Source organism: Peribacillus sp. NPDC097264 (assembly GCF_050277925.1).
In the GTDB taxonomy this organism is placed as follows: Bacteria; Bacillota; Bacilli; order Bacillales; family DSM-1321; genus Peribacillus.
Window position 1 is genome coordinate 270,326 of record NZ_JBNNSR010000005.1, and the last position, 14,685, is coordinate 285,010.

The 14,685-nt window shown below is 41.1% G+C and carries 14 protein-coding genes; all 14 read right to left on the minus strand.

Annotated elements, in window-relative coordinates:
* On the minus strand, nucleotides 1-555 hold the full coding sequence (locus tag ACQKL0_RS10085) for a cysteine hydrolase family protein (protein ID WP_427591899.1): 555 nt from the start codon (nucleotides 553-555) through the stop codon (nucleotides 1-3).
* Nucleotides 556-568: 13 nt separating this feature from the next.
* Nucleotides 569-1,333 (minus strand): NUDIX domain-containing protein, encoded by a 765-nt coding sequence (locus ACQKL0_RS10090; protein ID WP_427687321.1) that lies wholly within the window; start codon nucleotides 1,331-1,333, stop codon nucleotides 569-571.
* Nucleotides 1,334-1,571: 238 nt separating this feature from the next.
* On the minus strand, nucleotides 1,572-3,317 hold the full coding sequence (locus ACQKL0_RS10095) for a methyl-accepting chemotaxis protein (protein ID WP_427687323.1): 1,746 nt from the start codon (nucleotides 3,315-3,317) through the stop codon (nucleotides 1,572-1,574).
* 311 nt (nucleotides 3,318-3,628) lie between these two features.
* Entirely contained in the window at nucleotides 3,629-5,158 is a 1,530-nt protein-coding gene (locus ACQKL0_RS10100; protein WP_427687325.1) for an acyl-CoA carboxylase subunit beta, read from the minus strand.
* 23 nt (nucleotides 5,159-5,181) lie between these two features.
* A complete protein-coding gene (locus tag ACQKL0_RS10105) occupies nucleotides 5,182-5,964 on the minus strand; it encodes an enoyl-CoA hydratase (protein WP_427687327.1) in 783 nt (260 codons plus the stop codon).
* A gap of 19 nt (nucleotides 5,965-5,983) precedes the next feature.
* Nucleotides 5,984-6,883 carry a hydroxymethylglutaryl-CoA lyase gene (locus ACQKL0_RS10110; protein WP_427687329.1) on the minus strand — a complete coding sequence of 300 codons (900 nt, stop codon included), beginning with the start codon at nucleotides 6,881-6,883 and terminating at the stop codon, nucleotides 5,984-5,986.
* Nucleotides 6,884-6,900: 17 nt separating this feature from the next.
* Nucleotides 6,901-7,113, minus strand: coding sequence for an acetyl-CoA carboxylase biotin carboxyl carrier protein subunit (locus ACQKL0_RS10115; RefSeq protein WP_402872747.1), 213 nt, complete (start codon nucleotides 7,111-7,113; stop codon nucleotides 6,901-6,903).
* A gap of 57 nt (nucleotides 7,114-7,170) precedes the next feature.
* The gene (locus tag ACQKL0_RS10120) at nucleotides 7,171-8,520 is read right to left on the minus strand and encodes an acetyl-CoA carboxylase biotin carboxylase subunit (protein ID WP_427687331.1); all 1,350 of its coding nucleotides are present in this window, start codon (nucleotides 8,518-8,520) and stop codon (nucleotides 7,171-7,173) included.
* Nucleotides 8,521-8,532: 12 nt separating this feature from the next.
* The gene (locus tag ACQKL0_RS10125) at nucleotides 8,533-10,179 is read right to left on the minus strand and encodes an AMP-binding protein (RefSeq protein WP_427687333.1); all 1,647 of its coding nucleotides are present in this window, start codon (nucleotides 10,177-10,179) and stop codon (nucleotides 8,533-8,535) included.
* Between the two features lie 108 nt (nucleotides 10,180-10,287).
* On the minus strand, nucleotides 10,288-11,430 hold the full coding sequence (locus ACQKL0_RS10130; protein WP_402872737.1) for an acyl-CoA dehydrogenase: 1,143 nt from the start codon (nucleotides 11,428-11,430) through the stop codon (nucleotides 10,288-10,290).
* A 65-nt stretch (nucleotides 11,431-11,495) separates the two neighbouring features.
* Nucleotides 11,496-12,173, minus strand: coding sequence for a TetR/AcrR family transcriptional regulator (locus ACQKL0_RS10135; RefSeq protein ID WP_427687335.1), 678 nt, complete (start codon nucleotides 12,171-12,173; stop codon nucleotides 11,496-11,498).
* 146 nt (nucleotides 12,174-12,319) lie between these two features.
* Nucleotides 12,320-12,778 carry a staygreen family protein gene (locus ACQKL0_RS10140; RefSeq protein WP_402872733.1) on the minus strand — a complete coding sequence of 153 codons (459 nt, stop codon included), beginning with the start codon at nucleotides 12,776-12,778 and terminating at the stop codon, nucleotides 12,320-12,322.
* Nucleotides 12,779-12,848: 70 nt separating this feature from the next.
* The gene (locus ACQKL0_RS10145; RefSeq protein WP_427687337.1) at nucleotides 12,849-13,601 is read right to left on the minus strand and encodes a hypothetical protein; all 753 of its coding nucleotides are present in this window, start codon (nucleotides 13,599-13,601) and stop codon (nucleotides 12,849-12,851) included.
* Nucleotides 13,602-13,629: 28 nt separating this feature from the next.
* A complete protein-coding gene (locus tag ACQKL0_RS10150) occupies nucleotides 13,630-14,676 on the minus strand; it encodes a cytochrome d ubiquinol oxidase subunit II (protein ID WP_427687338.1) in 1,047 nt (348 codons plus the stop codon).
* Nucleotides 14,677-14,685 lie beyond the last annotated feature (9 nt).

Sequence of the window (14,685 nt, forward strand, 5' to 3'; positions counted from 1 at the left end):
TTACTTTATGATCGTTGCGCCTAAGACCCCTTCGAAATGGGTAAGTGCCCAATCGTGTCCTGTCTGATTAAATGAAGCGATTGCATTTTCATAAATGAAAATATTATAACCTAAATTGTAAGCGTCCATGGCTGTGTGAAGAATGCATATATCACTGCATACTCCGACTAGGTATACATCTGAAATATCCCGCTCTCTGAGTTTGATATGCAGGTCCGTGCCTGCAAAGGCCGAATAACGTGTCTTATCCATATAATGTACATTTATTAGATTTTTATTGATTTCATATTCATCTTTAAGCTTTCCATATAAATCTCTACCCATTGTACCCCGAATATTATGAGGGGGAAACAAATCCGCTTCAGGATGATAACCGTCTCCTTTTTCATGAAGATCGATCGCAAAAACTGTATAATCGCCTTGTCTAATAAACTCTTTTGTAATACTGACAAGTGCATCTTCTATCTCCTGACCAGGCTTTCCACAAGTCAATGCACCATCATCGGCTACAAAGTCATTCGTATAATCGATATTAATCAATGCTTTTTTACCCATTTTTCATTCCTCCTCAATAATAAATCGAGTCCGTGACTATCTCAGCATTAAATCGGTAAAGTTGTGAGGGACGAAATGAATTACGTTTCGTTTTCTTCTGTAATCCCTTTTCATCCAAAACCTTTTCCAAGAATGGGAGCTTTGGAGCTTTAGAAAAAAACAATGAATCTGCGCTGATTTTTGCATCATCCCGTACTGTCAATAGAACTCGTTGTAGCTCCGAAAGCGTAAATTCATCCGGCAAGAAGTTTTTTGCAATGGTCGTTTGCATCATTTCTTTTTTCAGTAGTTCAATCGCTTCATTAATGATTTTATAATGGTCAAAAGCCAAATTCAGTTGTAAGACTTCCTTAATCGTAAATAAGTCGACCTCTGCGGCATCATCGTTGGCCCTCCTTTGATGGAGAAATTTCTCCTGAACAATTGCATAAAAAGCATTTGAGATGATCCACCCTCTCGGATCACGGCCCGGTTGGTCATACATACCAAAATGTTTCACTTGAAGTCCTGAGACTCCAGTTTCTTCATTTAACTCCCTTTCTGCGGCTTCATAGGCCGTTTCATTAGCATTTACAAAGCCACCGGGCAAGGCCCATTTATTGCCTTCAACATTTGGATTTCCTTCCTTATCTGTAGCCGCTCGTTTAATTAATAATAGTTTCAAGAACATTTCAGGTGGTGCTTTTTTCTCGGTTTTTTTAGCCGTTATCGTAAAGATAGCAATGTCTGCAGTGTATCCATCTGGAGTGATATATTTCTTTTTACCTTGCTGAACCATGGCAGCTCTCACTTTCTTTCTTTTAAATAAATGGATGAGTAATTAGTAAATCCTTAATTACTAATTATAATACTCTCGTTTTCACTTTTTTGCAACATTTAACATTTAATTATTTCCATTTTTAAGGATAATTATTTTCTATTGCTTCTGAAAGTTGACTCGTAGCTTTACAGTAGTAAAATTGTTGACATACAAGAAAGAGACTGTCTCATTTAAGGGACAGTCTCTTATTGAATTCTTAAACTGAGTATTGATTACTCATTTCTTCTAAATCTTCAGAAACAACGGCCAAATTGGAAACTAACTGTTTCATCTCTCCAGTCATTGCGTTAATTTCTTGAGCAGATGCTGATACTTCCTCGATACCAGCAGCATTTTCCTCAGATATGGCCGCAACTTCTTCAATGGACCCTTTCATTTTTTCTTCTTTATTTGTCAACAGGATTAACTGTTTTGCCATGGAATGAACCAATACATTCATAGTGGACAATTCCGTAGAAATATCATCGAAGGTTTCACCTGTCTTATGAAGGTTTTCTCTTCCCTCATCCACTTTCTCTAAGCCTGATGTAAGGATTTCCACCATGTTTTTTGAGTTATTATTAACGTTACTGACTATTGTAGAGATGCCGTTTACAGAATCAGAAACTTGTTCTGCAAGTTTCCTTACTTCATCCGCTACCACAGCAAAACCTTTCCCCTGCTCTCCTGCTCGAGCCGCTTCAATCGCTGCATTTAAAGCGAGTAGATTCGTTTGATCAGCTATATTGCTAATGAGCGTGACAAGCGTGGTTACTTCTTTATTTTGCGATTCCAAAGTTTTCACCTGATTCACTGACTCCGAGACAATATTATAGATTTCCTGCATTTTCTCAATTGATGAGCTCATTAATTTCATGCCAGTCTGTGAATCATTAATTACTACCTCTGTTGACTGGGTAATTTCTTGACCTTGCTTATTTGTTGCGGCAATGATTTCGGAAAACTCTCTCATATCCACCGAAAGTGTAGAGGCTAAGTTAGCTTGGGACTCTGCGCCAACCGCCATTTCATCCATCGTGACGGACACTTGAGTTGTCCCTTCATTTACTTCATTAGAGGAATTATTCAATTTACTACTCTGCTCGTGTAATGATGATGATAGACCATGCATTTTTCTTATCATTTCAGATAAAGTCTCCGTCATTTTTTCAAAAGACGTATAAAGTAATCCTATTTCATCAGTAGATTGTATTCTATTTTCCCGCGTTAATGTCGAAGCCTCTTCAAGCTGCCCCTTCGTAATAGCATTTGCAATATCCGATAGTCGCTTTAGAGGATTAAGCTTCTTACCAAGATAATAGTAGACGATTCCCAGTATGAGTACAGTAAAAATAATCGAAATTACAATGACAATCGGTAAAAGGCTGGATAGTACGCCATTTTTAATCGATTTAATAGTTTCGGCCTCCGTATCGACACCGAGAATGCCTATGACCTTTCCATCTTTGTCTTTAATGGGTGCGAAAGATGACATATAGTTTCCGTACTTTTCATCTTTAATGATATCTGTACTCAACGTTTCCCCGGATAGTACTGGCAATAAATCTGTAACGGATATAGATGTTACCGCTTCCCCTATGGTGGAAGATTCTTCGGAAAGTAGCCCATCAATCAGTAATTGAACCTGATTATTTTTAATAGCATATGTATATACATATAGAACACCAGACTTAATTCGAAAATCATTTAATTGATTTTTAATTTGAGTGTATGTGTCGTTGACTCGGGGCTCATCAAGAAACTTCTGGTAGAGGACTGGATCGATATTTGAAGCTACCCTAGTTGCGTCTTGTATACCTGTTTCCTTAAAGGTTTGTTCAATCGATTTGGAAGAATCATAATATAATGTTACCAGATTGAATAGTAACAAACATGCTATTAAAACAAATAACAACTTAATTAGCGATGTTTTTAAAGATTTACCTTGAAATATATTAATCAAGATGTTTCACCTCATTATATGATTTAAGAACAGTAGGATGAGTACGTCTTATACCTATTTATCGTCTCTGTGAAAATTATATGAAGATTATTGAATAGATTTTTGGATTGGAAAATAATAGAAGGAGAAGAATCGGGCTGAAGGGTATTGTACGATGTTATATTCGTTAAAAACGAATATATAGCAAAGCGAGGTATTTCCAAGACATGGGAATACCCCCACTTATCAAGCTAGTAGTGGAGGTATTCTCACATCACATTTTAATGAGCATTACCACTATTAATAAAGGTGCTTTTATTAATAGTGATTAATTAAACCGGATACACCCCGTGTTTCCGATCAGTAAATGTTAGCTGTTTACTACTATATACTTCAAAACGATTACTTAATTCATCTCGCAAATCATTAGGCTGGATGATTGCGTCGACAATCATCTCGGAAGCCAAACGATAGATATCGATATCTTTATTATATTCTTCTCGTTTTTGTTGAATAAAAGCAGGCCGTTCTTCTGCTTCCAATGCGTTAATTTTATTCGCGTAGACTGCATTAACAGCAGCTTCCGCACCCATAACGGCAATCAATGCCGTCGGTAAAGCTAATACACAATCGGGTTCGAAAGCAGGACCGGCCATTGCATACAATCCGGCTCCATAAGCTTTTCGCACCACTACAGAAATCTTTGGTACTGTAGCTTCACTCATGGCAGAAATCATTTTTGCACCATGTCGAATGATTCCCGCTTGTTCCACCTTGGTACCAATCATGAAACCTGGTATATCCGTAAGAAACAGTAGTGGGATATGGAACGCATCACATAAGTTAATGAACTTGGCTGCCTTATCAGCCGAATCATGGAATAATACTCCCCCTTTGACTCGTGGCTGATTAGCGATGATTCCGATTGATTGACCATTCAGTCGGGCGAGACCTGTAATCAATTCAGGTGCGAATAGCTTCTTGATTTCACAAAATGAGTCACGGTCTATGATCCTGTCGATTAAGTCATACATATTGAATGGTGCATTCTGATTTTTCGGAATCAAATCTTCAATCGTTTTTTCAAAGTCAGCAGGCAATTCTGATTGGCACACTTTTGGCTTTTGTTGATAATTCCCTGGAAAATAACTTAAGTATCGACGGGCAAAGGCAATCGATTCTTGTTCTGACTGTACCAGAACATCTCCACAACCTGAAACGGAACAATGCATTTTTGCTCCGCCCATTTCCTCCTCGGTCACTTTTTCTCCAATGACCATTTCAGCCATTCTCGGTGAACCTAAGTACATCGACGCATTGCCTTCAACCATGACAACAATATCGCAAAAAGCCGGAATATATGCCCCGCCAGCGGCTGAAGGTCCGAACAGGAGGCAAATCTGTGGTACTTTACCGGACAGTTTCACTTGATTATAAAAAATCCGACCAGCCCCACGTCGCCCCGGGAACATTTCGACTTGATCCGTGATACGGGCACCTGCTGAATCGACTAAATACAGAAGGGGTACCTGTAACTTATCGGCCGTCTCTTGAATACGGATGATTTTTTCAACCGTTCTTGCTCCCCATGAACCGGCTTTCACAGTTGAATCATTGGCCATGACACAGACCGTCTGACCATTGATTTTTCCAATCCCTGTGACAACTCCATCTGCCGGAAGGCCCTCACTCGTACAATTGGCAAAAAAGGCATCCTCAATATCTATTCCATCGTCAAATAAAAGCTCTAATCTTTCGCGGACGAACAGCTTCCCTTTTTCCGCATTTTTTTGATGGTATTTCTCCAAACCGCCCTTACTTATTTTTTCAACCTGTTCACTGAGTTTATCGGTTGTTACCATTTATCTTCCTCCTTCAACTGAAGTTAATGACCAGTAAATATCGGTTTGCGTTTTTCCTTGAAGGCTCTCAGACCCTCCAACCGGTCATCGGTTTGTAGCGTCGTCTGATAACAGTCCTGTTCGATTTGCAGCCCCGTCTTTAAATCGGTTTCTACTCCCTGGTTGATCGACATTTTGGCTGCTCGCAGGGCCAAAGGGGCGTTAACGGCAATTTCATTAGCCAGTGTTTTGGCTACTTCAAGCAAGTGCTCGGAATCGACCACCTGGCTGATGATGCCCATCTGTCTTGCTGTATCGGCGTCCAGTCTCCTTGCCGTATAAATCAGTTCTTTTGCTGTCGCTATGCCAACAATCCTTGGGAGACGCTGTGTCCCCCCACCCCCGGGAATAATGCCAAGGGAGGTTTCCGTTAGCCCCATCTTTGCTGTGTTTGATGCAATACGCATATCACACGCTAGAGCTAATTCAAGACCTCCACCAAAAGCGGATCCATTAATCGCAGCGATGACAGGTACCGGAAGACTTTCAACTGCCGATATCGTGTCACCGATCAGTTTAAGCGTTTCCTTTACTTCCGCCTCATTCATTCCAGCCCGTTCCTTTAAGTCTGCGCCTGCGCAAAAAGCCTTATTTCCAGAACCTGTTAAAATCACTGTCCGAAGATTGGAAAACATCTTCAATTCATTCAGAGTTTCATATAAGTTATGAAGAAGTTCCCTGGATAACGCATTGGCTGCATCCGGCCTATTCAATGTCACAATGGCTATTCCATTTTCCTCTTGGCTCACCTTTACATTCGATAACATTACTTCACCCCTAGTGCGATTATTGTGCGTTGTAAATGGCCATCTGATGGCTAGGTAGAGGCTTTTCCAAACAGGATTGCATCATGGAGGCTGACTGGATCAGTTTTTTGGAGTCGATTCCCGTGTCAATGCCCATATTATTAAGCATGTGAACTAGATCATCCGTGGCCACATTTCCACTCGCACCCGGTGCATATGGGCATCCCCCAAGTCCTCCTAGCGCCGAGTCGAACGTGTCGATTCCATAGTCCAAAGATTTGAGGACATTGGCAAGGGCCATCCCTCTAGTATCATGGAAATGGAGGGCCAGACTGTCCTTGTCATACCGTTTCACCGCTTGCTCTAGGAAAACATCCACTTGTCTGGGAGAAGCGACGCCAATCGTATCTCCTAGTGAAAGCTCATTGATTCCATACTCGAATAATTGATCGCATACCCTGAATATCTGATTGATATCCATTGGTCCTTCATAAGGGCACCCAAACACAGTGGAAACATACCCTCTTACCGTCTTTCCTGATTCTTTTGCTACATCAATGACTTCCTTTAGAACAGGGAATGTGTCGGAGATTGTTTTATTAATATTCTTCAGATTATGGGTTTCACTGGCTGACATGAAAACCGATATTTCATCCATATTTGCTGCAAGGGCAGACTCTAACCCCTTTCGGTTCGGAACGAGGGCCGCATATGTGATAGTTGGATTTCGCTTAATTCCTTTACCCACCTCCAAGGCATCCCCCAATTGAGGAATCCATTTAGGATGAACAAAAGATGTCGCTTCTATATAAGTAAGACCGGTCTCGGAAAGCTGATCGATCCACTCTATTTTTCTTTGGGTCGGGATAATGACCTTCTCATTCTGAAGGCCATCCCGAGGACCTACTTCCTTGATCGTTACGCTTTCAGGCCATTTCATCCTATCCCTCCGTCCCTTTATTCAATGACGGCCAAAACATCGCCTTCATTCACAAAATCTCCCTCATTCACCTTAAGTTCTTTCAGTGTGCCCCCCTTTTCCACTGATATGGGAATTTCCATTTTCATAGATTCCAAAATGATGATATCCTGTCCGTCAGCAACACTTTGTCCCTCACCTGCCACGATTTTCCAAACGCTTCCTGCCATGCTCGCTTTTAATTCTCCCATTTTAATTCCTCCTATTTTCTTAATGAAAGGTATAAGACCCATTAGGCCTTACCCAACTTAGACCGTGATTTTTTTAATATATTTATTGATGAAATCCGTCGTCGTATCTCCTTTATGGAATGCATCATGTTCAATGATTTCTTTGAGCAACGGAAGATTCGTTTTAATTCCTTCTACTTTATATAAATTCAGTGCTTCTTTTAATCTATCGATTGCAATCTCGCGAGAAGCTCCGCTAACCACCAACTTGGCGATCATCGGGTCATAAAAGTGGGAAACGACCGAATTATCCTGAACCGCGAGCTCATGACGGATCCCTTCACCTTCAGGCAAGGATAAACCGGTCATTGTTCCTGGTGCTGGATAGAAGGTCTTAGGGTCTTCTGCATAAATCCTCACTTCTATGGCATGCCCCTGTCTTTTAACATCCTCTTGTGTAAAAGAGAGTTTTTCTCCATTGGCGATTTTGATTTGCTGTTCCACAAGATCGAGTCCCGTAATTTCCTCCGTGACCGGGTGCTCCACCTGAAGCCGTGTATTCATTTCAAGGAAATAGAATTTCTTGTTAGCATCCACTAAAAATTCCAATGTACCAGCATTGTGGTAACCGATGCTCTTTACAGCTTTTATAGCCGCTTCACCCATTTTCCTACGTGTTTCCTCATCCAGAAAAGAAGATGGTGCCTCTTCCACGACCTTTTGATGGCGTCTTTGTACCGAACATTCCCGCTCCCATAAATAAACGGCATTCCCAAATTTGTCAGCCAGCACTTGAATCTCGATATGACGTGGTTTTTCAATTAACTTTTCAATGAACATATCCCCATTACCAAAAAATAACTGAGCCCTTTTCTGATTGCCTTCGAATGCTTTCGAAAGCTCTTCCTCGTTTGTAATCATCTGCATACCGATGCCCCCGCCTCCGGCTGACGCCTTCAGCATAATAGGATAACCAATCTTTTCGGCAACAGCTGCCGCCTCAGCACTATCGATTAATGGGCGCGACAACCCTGGGACTAACGGGATCCCCGCTTGTTCCATCTTTTTTCTGGCTTCTACTTTATTGCCCATCTGTTGAATGACATCTGGATTGGGACCGATGAAAATCAGACCTGCTGCTTCGCATGAACGTGCAAAATCTGCATTTTCGCTAAGAAACCCATATCCAGGATGTATGGCATCAACCTTAGCCTCTTTTGCAATCTCTAAGATTTTTGGGACATTCAAATAGCTTTCCTGAACGCGGGATCCTCCTAAAAGATAAGCTTCATCTGCATACGAAACAAATGGAGAGTCGGAATCAGCTTCTGAATAGACGGCAACAGTCCCTATACCCAATTCCTTACAAGTGCGAATGACACGCGATGCAATTTCACCTCTGTTTGCAATAAGAACCTTTTTAATCATCCCATTACCTCCTTATTTAGTCCGTTCCGCTAATAAATCGAGAGTCTGCTCCCGTAACTTATACTTTTGGATTTTTCCGGATGCAGTCATTGGATAGACATCCGTAAAATGAATGTAACGCGGGATCTTATGATGAGAAATTTTCCCTTTACAGAATGCTCTCAGTTCCTCTGCTGTCAGGCTTTCTCCTTCTTTCAAGATGATCCAGGCCGTTACCTCTTCTCCATATTTCTTATCAGGAATGCCCAAGACCTGCACATCGACTATTAAAGGGTGCTGATAAAGAAACTCTTCTATTTCCCTAGGGTAAATATTTTCGCCACCTCTTATTATCATATCTTTCAGGCGACCGGTTATCTTGCAGTACCCGTTTTCATCCATTACAGCTAAATCTCCGGTATGAAGCCACCCTTCCGGATCAATGGCCTCCTTCGTTGCTTCTGGGTTTTTGTAATACCCCTTCATGACATGATAACCTCTTGAACAAAGTTCACCCTGTTGACCCCGCTCTAGTTCCTCTCCGGTAGCTGGATTTATGATTTTCACTTCCACATTCGGCAACGCCCGACCGACGGAAGAAACACGAAGTTCAATGGGATCATCTGTACGGGTCATCGTAATTCCTGGTGAAGATTCCGTTTGACCATACGTGATCGTGATTTCTGAAATCCCCATCTTATTCACTACTAGTTTCATGATTTCAATCGGACAAGTGGAACCGGCCATGATTCCTGTCCGCAATGACCGCAAATCATACTGATCGAAGTCTTCAAGGTTCAACTCGGCGATGAACATCGTCGGTACCCCGTGAAGTGCAGTACATTTTTCTGCCTCCACGGTTTGAAGTACGGTACGTGGATTGAATTCAATAACAGGCACCATCGTAGCCCCAACAGTAACGGAAGCCATCGTCCCAAGGGAACATCCAAAACAGTGGAACATCGGTACCGGGATACAGAGCCGATCTTCGTTTGTGAGTTTCATGCACGACGCAGTATTCAACCCATTATTGACTAGATTTGAATGGGTCAACATGACCCCCTTGGGGAAGCCCGTCGTGCCCGATGTATATTGCATGTTGATTACATCTCCCGGCTTCAGGTCCTTCATCCGATTATCGAGCATTTCCTCTGAAATCCGATTACTTCCCCTTAGTACATCGTCCCAGGAAAAAGTACCGGGATAACGAATGTCACTCAGCATGATGATATTTTTTAACTTTGGTAGTTTCTCAGATTTTAATTTACCAGGCTCCGCAGTCTTTAGTTCAGGAAGTATCTCATAAAGTGTCTCTATATAGGAGTGATCCCTATATTTATCCATCAAAATGATTGTTGTCGCATCCGATTGCCGGAGGAGATATTCCAGTTCACTCGTCCGGTAATTCGTATTGACCGTGACGAGCACCCCACCCATCTTGGCGGTTGAAAATTGGGAAACGACCCATTCAGGCTTATTGGTAGCCCAAATGGCAATATGTTCACCTTTCTCAATACCAAGTGACATAAAACCGCGCGCTGCCTGACGACAAACCTTTTCGAATTCACTATAGGTATATCGTAAACCTAGTTCATGATATACCACCGCTTCATTATTCCCGTATTCAGTAGCGGTCTTTTCAAGCAGTTTGCCAATCGTAATATCTTGCAGATCTGACATCAAACTCCTCCTATCAAATAAAGGTAAGATGAACGCTTTTTATTAAAAAGTGATAAAATCTGCATGACTCCTCTAAGATTGGATATCTAATTTCAGGTTTCCCAAAGATCAGCAACCCAATTGTCTAGCTATTACCATTCTTTGAATCTCGGAAGTACCTTCCCCAATCTCTAGCAGCTTCGCATCTCTTAAGTAACGCTCCACTTCATATTCACGCATGTACCCTGATCCTCCGTGGATTTGAATCGCTTGGTTGCTCGTACGGAATGAGGTTTCACTAGCAAAAAGCTTGGCAAATGCCGCTTCTTTCGCAAATGGCTTTTTATTATCCTTTAGCCACGCAGCTTTATAGACCATATTTCTCGCCAATTCTATTTCCATTGCCATATCAGCCAGTTTGAACTGAATCGCTTGGAAGTTGGAAATCGTTTTACCGAACTGAACACGTTCTTTTGAAAATGCCAAAGCCCTGTCGAACGCCGCCTGTGCTATTCCGACTGCTAATGCAGCGATGGAAATCCTTCCTCCATCCAAGGTAAATAAGAATTGTTTGAATCCCTTTTCCGGATCACCCAACAGATTCTTTTTTGGCACCCGTACATTATCAAGAATGATTTCACATGTATTAGAAGCTCGCACTCCCATTTTTTCGTAATTACTATTTATCGTTAATCCCGGTGTATCTGTTGGGACGATGAAAGCCGAGATGATATTTTTCCCCCTGCTATCTTTCCCTGAAACGGCTGTAACTGTGATGGTCCTTGAATAGCTTGCGTTCGTTATCCAGGTCTTCTCACCATTGATTACATATTCATCACCTTCCACTACAGCCGTCGTTCTCGTACCACCCGCATCGGAACCTGCATTCGGTTCAGTCAAACCAAATGCCGCAAGTGTCTCACCAGTGGTGATCGGGATTAGGTATTTTTGCTTTTGCTCCTCGGTACCAAAGTAATAAATTGGGCTCGCCCCTAGCGAAACGGCCGCAGCATAGCTTAATCCTGTCCCTCCACAAGCTTTACCAATTTCTTCAACAGCAATCGCATAGGAAATCGTGTCACCGCCTGAACCCCCGTATTCCTCCGGGAATGGAATACCAAGTAACCCGAGTTTCCCCATCTTTTTGAAAACGTCTTCTGCAAACATGGACTTCGCATCCAGTTCTATAGCAATTGGTTTAATCTCTTTTTCTGCGAATTCCCTTACCATTTCCTTGATCATTTGCTGCTCTTTCGTAAGTGAGAAATCCATTTATTCATTCCCCTTTCATAGTGAGACCAACTAGTCGGTCTGTATCGAATGTAAACGCTTTAACTTTAATCGATATCCATTTGATTCTTTAGTAAATAAGGTTGGATGCTTGCATCATTTTTGAATTCTTCCGTTAATAGGCTCTTTAAAATTAAATCGACATAGATTCGTCCGATTTCTTCGATTGTCTTTCCGCCGTCCCGTTTATACCATTTGTAGGTCCAGTTCACCATGCCTAGGATGGACATCCCGGTAATTTCCACCGGTAACTCGCTACGGAATTCTCCCTTTTCAATTCCTTCTTGAATAACGGAGAATACAATTTCTTTATACTGGTGACGTTTTTTTTTGATTGCTTCTACATAAGGTGGTTTAAGGTATATGCTTTCTTGATAGAAAACCGAAATATGTGGTTTATAGAGGTCAAACACTTTAACAAACGATAGGATGATCTTTTGCATTTTTGCTGAAGGGTGTATGTTATCTGAGGTGGCTTCCTGTGCTTTCGTTAAAACATAGGATATAAAGCAATCATGAATGACAAATAAGAGCTCATCTTTAGAGGAAAAATGGTGATAAAACCCACCCTTGCTCGTTCCGCATTCTTTCACGATTTCGTTCACAGAAACTCCGTGGTATCCATTTTGTTCAAAAAGGTTCAGTGATGTTTCAATGATTTTATCTTTTAACTCCGTAAGGCCATCACTCCTTATGTATCCGCTTACATGTAATCCATTAAACAAAAACTTGTTTGTTCACCAAGTGGATTTAATTAGATTTTACCAAATATTATCAGTTTGTCAATTTTTTAATATATAATCGTGGATGATTCGAATCTATACATTGAATCCCCCACTTAACTCATGAAAAGTGATAAGTGGGGAACAATTCAATTGATCCAATAGCATCGAGGTGTGTCGTAAAAGATACGCTGATTGAATTCGGGGAAACCGGATTGAAATTGAACATGAATCGGGCAATCAATCAACCATGGGAAAAAGCAATAAAATTCTTTATCTCCATTAATTATCGCCGTAATAGCTAAATCCAGGTTTTGCTGAAAAATTGTATATCGGGCTTTTGCCTGATCATACTCATTTTCCAAACCATCTACAAACACATTGACCGTTAAGAGATATTGACCAAGAGATGCGTCCCAATTAGCCAACACTTCATCTCTTTTTTTTGCATCCAAGGCAGAACACTCATATTGCGTACCGATGGTAAGGTATAGATCACCTGTTTCATCAGAATGAGTCAGTGTATATTTCCTTCCGTCTACAGGGAGACATGGGGTCGTGGGTGGCATAAACTTAACCGTTAATTTTTCCGGATGAAATTCTGGCATCCCTTCATACTCCTTTTGAAAAATACAGGTTTACCTTATACTATGACAGTCGCCCATCCCTGGTGAATATCTACTTTTTCTTGACGGGTTTCACCACTGTTTTCATCAATTTCCACCCATTATTATATGACCAAACCGATTTGATTTCTAACAATGGATCTCTCCCATCCATTCCCATTATATATTGGACACCCGATAATCCCTTCCCTTTTCCAAAGATAGTCTTTGGTTTCAAAGAAGTGTATGAATGAACCAATAACTCCGTCGACTCATTTAACATGCCATCCTGATAAATCCCCAACTCTTCATACTCTCTCTTCCTTGAACTGACATCTACAATCACAGGCTTTTTCCCTTCAATTTTGAATTCCGCTTTGTACCCATCGAGAAATTGGGCGGTGATTGGAACGGAGGGCGGAACATCCAAATCCTTGGCCTTTCCATCTTTGAATGTATAAGCATAACACTTTAGTGTACGCTCTATCCCTTCCGTCAAGACAGTAACAAGCACATCTTGTGTCCCATCTTTATTCAAATCGACCAGTGAAAGTTCCGGCTTATACCCGGCTTCGAGTGGTACACTGATTGATTTGCGATTACTTTCTACTCGCAACTCGATTTCTTTAAGGAACTTGCTACCTTTGTCGAAAGGTGTGCCTTGGACCTGGATTATGTCAATTTTTTTATCCCCCGTAACATCCCTTTTCGAAGAGATATAGGTCCCATCCTCTGGGAAATTTTTATCATGTGCTTCGACCGCTTGATAGCTTAAAAAGATTGAAAGTACTAAAACCGAATATTTTAGTAATTTTAACTTTTTCATGGCAATTCCCTTTCTTATATCAAATTGACTAATTCGAAATATTCCGCTTTTTGAACTTTCTTCGTTGATCTTTCATGAAAATGGACCAGAAGTAATAAAAACCAGGAACTAATATTGCAAATCCCACAATATAGGTAGCGAACACGGCCCTGAATGAAGTGGGGTCTGTAAATGCTTCCATTATCCTGACATTCGGATAGATGATATATGGTAAATGGGCGACCCCATAGACATAGCTTCCTATCATATATTGGATGATAATCGCTATTACGGCGAGCCTTGGCATCCCCTTTACCTCTTGTTTGGAAAAATAGGGCAGGTAAAGAGCTACACCGCTAATGATAAAAAAGATAAGGGAGACCAATAGCAGTGTGGAGTTCTCCATCATTCCTTCGTAAATCCACGATGCTTCTTTTTTCAGTGTGAACATTACGAGAAATGCCATGATTAACACCAATGGACCTGTAATCATTGCGTCACGGCGGTAGATCTTATACGACTTTAGCTCATCAGCCTGTTTCGAATAATCAGACAGAAGCAAAGATGAGAGAAACAATGTACTTAAAATACCAAAGCCTAAAAAGGCATATTCATTTGCGCTAGTGAAAAGTTTAACTAAATTTAATTCCTCGTTCCCCCCTACATTCTCGAGAAATCCAAGATGGGTAATCGGTAAAACACTGATTAATAGGCCAGGTATAATGAGACCCGTTATTCCAGATATATAAGTCAACATCTTTGCATACTTGTCCAGGCTGTGAGAGAAGACGAGAAAAGCACTTCTAATGCAAAGAAGAAGTAAAATTAAACTGGCGGGGACAATTAATGCTACTCCAATAGAAAATACAGCACCTGGAAATAGGCTATAAATGGCAATAACAAGGCCTACAACAAATGTATTCGTCACTTCCCAAGTCGGAGATAAATAACTATTTGCTATCTTTGTGGCATTCGTATGCTCTTTCTTGATATAGATCATTGCCCAGAATCCTGCACCAAAGTCCATGGACGCCATGATGGCATACAAGAAAATAAAGCCCCACACAAGCGTTATCGCTAGAAGTGCTTCATTCATTCACTATTC

What these genes read in the sequence shown, in the direction of transcription:
- ACQKL0_RS10130 (WP_402872737.1), bottom strand. Translation starts at nt 11,430, where the DNA reads ATGGATTTCTCACTTACGAAAGAGCAGCAAATGATCAAGGAAATGGTA.
- ACQKL0_RS10115 (WP_402872747.1), bottom strand. Translation starts at nt 7,113, where the DNA reads ATGGGAGAATTAAAAGCGAGCATGGCAGGAAGCGTTTGGAAAATCGTG.
- ACQKL0_RS10100 (WP_427687325.1), bottom strand. Translation starts at nt 5,158, where the DNA reads ATGGTAACAACCGATAAACTCAGTGAACAGGTTGAAAAAATAAGTAAG.
- ACQKL0_RS10140 (WP_402872733.1), bottom strand. Translation starts at nt 12,778, where the DNA reads ATGCCAGAATTTCATCCGGAAAAATTAACGGTTAAGTTTATGCCACCC.
- ACQKL0_RS10105 (WP_427687327.1), bottom strand. Translation starts at nt 5,964, where the DNA reads ATGTTATCGAATGTAAAGGTGAGCCAAGAGGAAAATGGAATAGCCATT.
- ACQKL0_RS10125 (WP_427687333.1), bottom strand. Translation starts at nt 10,179, where the DNA reads ATGTCAGATCTGCAAGATATTACGATTGGCAAACTGCTTGAAAAGACC.
- ACQKL0_RS10120 (WP_427687331.1), bottom strand. Translation starts at nt 8,520, where the DNA reads ATGATTAAAAAGGTTCTTATTGCAAACAGAGGTGAAATTGCATCGCGT.
- ACQKL0_RS10085 (WP_427591899.1), bottom strand. Translation starts at nt 555, where the DNA reads ATGGGTAAAAAAGCATTGATTAATATCGATTATACGAATGACTTTGTA.
- ACQKL0_RS10090 (WP_427687321.1), bottom strand. Translation starts at nt 1,333, where the DNA reads ATGGTTCAGCAAGGTAAAAAGAAATATATCACTCCAGATGGATACACT.
- ACQKL0_RS10110 (WP_427687329.1), bottom strand. Translation starts at nt 6,883, where the DNA reads ATGAAATGGCCTGAAAGCGTAACGATCAAGGAAGTAGGTCCTCGGGAT.
- ACQKL0_RS10150 (WP_427687338.1), bottom strand. Translation starts at nt 14,676, where the DNA reads ATGAATGAAGCACTTCTAGCGATAACGCTTGTGTGGGGCTTTATTTTC.
- ACQKL0_RS10145 (WP_427687337.1), bottom strand. Translation starts at nt 13,601, where the DNA reads ATGAAAAAGTTAAAATTACTAAAATATTCGGTTTTAGTACTTTCAATC.